The following is a 4,684-nucleotide window of genomic DNA, read 5'->3' as shown; positions in this document are numbered from 1 at the left end:
ATGAAACTGTCTGGGTGAAACGCTCATCGAGCGCTCCGGGATGACATTGGCCGAGATCGATTCGCTCACCCAAAAAGTCTGGGCCTTGCGCGAGGCGCTGGCTGCCGATCAGACCGCTGTTCCGGGCCGACCGTTGGAAATGTAACTCTTCACGCGCGGCAATGGCGGCGCCTCGAGACCCGCGAAAGGATCGCGCCATGCATCGATCGCCTCGAGTTGGTCATACCAGCGACGTATCGACGGATAGTCGTCGAGCGGTAGCCCGGCAGCATCGTTGAAGGGCAGAAACGTCGCCATGCGAAAGTCGGCGTAGGAGACGGAATTTCCGACCAGCCACTCCCTTTGCGCGAGCACCGGGGCGAGGATGGCGGCAGCCGCGTGGAAAACCCTGAAGCCTTCCTCGACGAGGGCCTGGTCGATAGGACCCAGCCCCCAGCGCTGCTTGGTGCCGCGCTCGAAATGCACCATGTCGCAGCCTCTGGCGAAATTCTCCTTGCCCCAGCTTATCCAGCGGATCATGTCCGGCTCATCGTCCCCGCCGCGCCAAAAATTCGAGCCCACCTCGCGGGAGAGCCGACAGGCGATGGCGTCGGCTTCCCACAGGCTCCATCCGGAGCCGACCAGTATCGGCAAGGTCAGATTTGGGTTGAGCACGCGATAGCGCTCGGCCTGCCCCGATACCATGGGTGAGGCGAATTCGAACGTAACGTCCGCCTTGAGATGGCGTGCCGTCGCGACTCCAAGGCGAGGATTGGGATTGCGGCTGAACAGGAGTTTCATATCGGATCCTCACGGATTGGTTGAGACAACTGCCGCAGGACGATTGAAGCCTGCCCGATCCTACATCCGGACGGACGGGATTCTTGACTGTATGCTTTCGACATTGGAAATGTCGCGAAAGCCTTCCAGACCAACCGCTTGCGCCTGCGCCCGCCTTCCGCTATAGAGCCGCCACCCGCGTAGACACCCTTGGAGGCAACGCGGCGGAAGGCTGCCTTCCCTTGTGATCCCCGAACAAAGGTCCGCTTCTGGCGGCCACCGGCGTTCGGACATCCAGGCCTGGCGGCTTTCGACGTTTCGGCTGGGCATATTGCCTGCCGCAAACGCTCCACAACACGCGAAAGGAAATGCCATGAGCCACGATACTTACGAGCTCAAGGCCGAAGCGCGCGAACAGGTCGGTAAGGGGTCCGCCCGTGCAGTTCGCCGCAACGGTAAAGTGCCTGCAGTGATTTACGGCGACAAGCAGCCTCCCCTGGCGATCGCCCTCAACTACAAGGACGTCTACTACAAGATCCACGGCGGCGGGTTCCTGACCACGGTGGCCACGATCGATGTCGGCGGCAGCAAGATCCAGGTTCTGCCCAAGGACTTCCAGCTCGACCCGGTCAAGGATTTCCCTGTCCATGTCGACTTCCTGCGCATCGGCAAGGACACCGAGGTCAATGTCGACGTGCCTGTCCACTTCATCAACGAGGACAAGTCGCCCGGCATCAAGCGTGGCGGCGTGCTCAACATCGTGCGTCACGAGGTCGAGTTCCACTGCCCGGCCAATGCGATCCCGGAATTCATCACCATCGATCTCGCCGGCACCGATATCGGCGACTCGATCCACATCTCGGCGGTCACGCTGCCGGCCGGCGTCAAGCCGGTGATCTCGGACCGCGACTTCACCATCGCGACCATTGCCGGCTCCTCGGCGATGAAGCCCGAGGTGGAAGAGACGGCCGAGGCGGCAGCGCCCGAAGCGGCTCCGGCCGCCGAAGAGAAGTAATTTTCCCGCCCGGAGACGACGATGCTTGTGTTCGCAGGCCTCGGCAATCCGGGCGCGAAATATGCCAACAACCGGCACAATGTCGGTTTCATGGCGGTGGACGCAGTCGCCCGCCGCCATTCTTTTTCGCCCTGGTCGAAGAAATTCCAGGGCCTGATCGCCGAAGGCACGCTCGCCGGCGAAAAGATCCTCCTGATCAAACCGCAGACCTTCATGAACCTGTCCGGCCAGGCGGTCGGCGAGGCGCTGCGCTTCTACAAGCTCGAACCTGCCGCGCTCACCGTCTTCTATGACGAGATCGACCTTGCCGCCGGCAAGGTTCGGGTCAAGGTCGGTGGCGGCTCCGGCGGCCACAACGGCATCCGCTCGCTGGACGACCATGTCGGCAAAGCCTATCGCCGCGTGCGTGTCGGCGTCGGCCATCCGGGCGTCAAGGAAATGGTGCACGGCCACGTGCTTGGCGACTTCGCCAAGGCGGACCGCGAATGGCTCGAGGTTCTGCTCGACACCATCGCCGACGACGCCGGCCTGCTGGCCAAGGGCGACGACAATTCCTTCATGAACCGCATCACGCTCGCCCTGCGTGAAAAACTGACGCCGACCGGCGACGACGATCGCCCGCCACCCAAGGCGCCAAAGGCGCAGAGCCACATCCGCCAGGCCAGGCCGCAGCAGGCGCCGGCAAAGCTGCCCGAAACGGGCCCGATGGCCGCCATGCTGAAGAAGCTGTTCGGCGGCAAGGGCTGAACGTCGCCGGGGATGGCGGCCGAGGGGTTGACGTTCGTCACTCCTTTCGCCCATAGCCCTGATCAAATTTCGATTTCCCGATAGGACCGGACACAATGGGTTTCAAATGCGGCATCGTCGGCTTGCCTAATGTCGGCAAGTCGACGCTCTTCAACGCGCTGACCAGGACGGCGGCGGCGCAGGCCGCCAACTACCCGTTCTGCACCATCGAGCCAAACACCGGCGAGGTGGCGGTGCCGGACCCGCGCCTGCAGAAGATCGCCGCCATCGGCAAGTCGAAGGAGATCATCCCGACCCGCATCTCCTTCGTCGACATTGCCGGCCTGGTGCGCGGCGCCTCCAAGGGCGAAGGGCTGGGCAACCAGTTCCTCGCCAACATCCGCGAGGTTGACGCCATCGTCCATGTGCTGCGCTGCTTCGAGGACGACGACATCACCCATGTCGAGGGCCGCATCGACCCCGTCGCCGACGCCGAGACGGTCGAGACCGAGCTGATGCTCGCCGACCTCGAAAGCCTCGAGCGCCGCATCGTCCAGTTCCGCAAGCGCGCCGCCGGCAAGGACAAGGAAGCGATGGCCGTGCTGCCGATGATGGAGGCAGCGCTCGAACTGCTGCAGGCGGGCAAGCCGACCCGCATCCTGCTAAAGGGCATAGGACCGGAGGATCTGCGCATCCTGCAGGGGCTGAACCTGCTCACCTCGCATCCGGTGCTTTATGTCTGCAACGTCGCCGAGGCCGATGCCGCGACCGGCAACGAGCACTCCAAGGCCGTGGAAAAGATGGCCGCCGCTCAGGGCGCCGGCACCGTCGTCATCTCGGCAGCGATCGAAGCGGAGGTTGCCCAGCTTTCCGACGACGAGGAGATGGAGTTCCTCGCCTCGCTCGGCCTCGACGAACCGGGTCTCAACAAGGTGATCCGCGCCGGCTACGACCTTTTGCATCTCATCACCTATTTCACCGTCGGACCGAAGGAGACGCGCGCCTGGACTATCCACAAAGGCGATAAGGCGCCGCAGGCGGCCGGCGTCATCCACACCGATTTCGAGCGCGGCTTCATCCGTGCCCAGACCATCGCCTACAACGACTTCGTCACGCTCGGCGGCGAAGTCGCGGCCAAGGAGGCCGGCAAGGCGCGCGACGAAGGCAAGGAGTATGTCGTTCAGGACGGCGACATCATGCTGTTCAAGTTCAACACCTGATGCTCGCGGCGGCGCGCGTCCGGCAGATTGCGCCCTCCCGTCGCCTGTCTTGACCTCATCATGCCGCAGGTCTAATCGGCTGGTGCTCGCGGGCTCCTCGAAGCCCATGCAGTCCTGACGACGCTTCGAACGAAAATCTCTTCGATCCAGCAAGGGAGATCCGGCGATGATCAAGGCATTCGTCGTGGACAATGATCGGCTGCGTCTGGTTGATGACCTTGTGGCAAATGGCGACAAGGTTGTCTGGGCCGATCTTTTCAATCCGACCAAGGACGAGGAAACCGCCATCGAGAGCTGGCTCGGCGTCGCCATCCCGACGCGCGAGGAGATGGAGGAGATCGAAATCTCCAGTCGCCTCTACATCGAGGACGGCGCCTATTTCATGACCGCGACGCTGCCGGCCCAGACCGAGGCCGACGACCCGTTGATGTCGCCGGTAACCTTCGCGCTGGCCGGCAGCCGTCTGGTCACCGTGCGCTATCACGAACCGAAGGCCTTCAAGACGTTTCCGCTGCGCGCCGAGAAGGTGGCGACCGGCTGCACCAGCGGCGACACCATCCTGATCGGCCTACTGGAAGCGATCGTCGACCGCCTCGCCGACATTCTGGAGCGCGCCGGCCGCGACGTGGAAGCGATCTCGCGCGATATCTTCGAGGCCAGGTCGACCAAGGTCTCCAAGCGCAACCGCGACTTCCAGGAGTTGCTCAAGGCCATCGGCCGCAAGGAGGACATCGCCTCCTCGATCCGCGACAGCCTGATCTCGCTGCAGCGCCTGGCCGGCTTCCTCGCCCACGTCGCGACCCAGACCAAGATGAGCAAGGACATCCGCGCCCGCGTCAAGACCCTGTCGCGCGACGTGCTGTCGCTCGCCGACCACGCCACCTTCCTGTCGCAGAAGATTTCGTTCCTGCTCGACGCCACCCTTGGCATGATCTCGATCGAGCAGAACGCCATCATCAAGATC

General features: G+C 63.4%; 5 protein-coding genes. 4 read left to right on the top strand and 1 reads right to left on the bottom strand.

Annotation, left to right across the window (positions count from 1 at the left end; all coding sequences use genetic code 11):
• Positions 1 to 108: 108 nt before the first annotated feature.
• On the bottom strand, positions 109 to 780 hold the full coding sequence (locus EN742_RS24880) for a glutathione S-transferase family protein (protein WP_126058681.1): 672 nt from the start codon (positions 778 to 780) through the stop codon (positions 109 to 111).
• Positions 781 to 1,132: 352 nt separating this feature from the next.
• On the opposite strand from EN742_RS24880, the gene EN742_RS24875 reads away from it, so the two are divergent.
• From EN742_RS24875 to EN742_RS24860, 4 genes are all read left to right on the top strand, one after another.
• Positions 1,133 to 1,774, top strand: a complete 642-nt coding sequence (locus EN742_RS24875) for a 50S ribosomal protein L25/general stress protein Ctc (protein WP_126058680.1) — start codon at positions 1,133 to 1,135, stop codon at positions 1,772 to 1,774.
• Between the two features lie 21 nt (positions 1,775 to 1,795).
• On the top strand, positions 1,796 to 2,521 hold the full coding sequence (gene pth / locus EN742_RS24870; RefSeq protein WP_126058679.1) for an aminoacyl-tRNA hydrolase: 726 nt from the start codon (positions 1,796 to 1,798) through the stop codon (positions 2,519 to 2,521).
• Positions 2,522 to 2,616: 95 nt separating this feature from the next.
• Positions 2,617 to 3,720 carry a redox-regulated ATPase YchF gene (ychF, locus tag EN742_RS24865; protein ID WP_126058678.1) on the top strand — a complete coding sequence of 368 codons (1,104 nt, stop codon included), beginning with the start codon at positions 2,617 to 2,619 and terminating at the stop codon, positions 3,718 to 3,720.
• A 166-nt stretch (positions 3,721 to 3,886) separates the two neighbouring features.
• Positions 3,887 to 4,684, top strand: a 798-nt coding sequence (locus tag EN742_RS24860; RefSeq protein WP_128333402.1) for a CorA family divalent cation transporter, incomplete at its 3' end; no start/stop codon positions are given.

The organism is Mesorhizobium sp. M4A.F.Ca.ET.020.02.1.1 (assembly GCF_004022645.1).
Taxonomy (GTDB): Bacteria; Pseudomonadota; Alphaproteobacteria; order Rhizobiales; family Rhizobiaceae; genus Mesorhizobium.
Note: the sequence above shows the minus strand (reverse complement) of the source record. Positions and strands in the feature narration are given on the sequence as shown.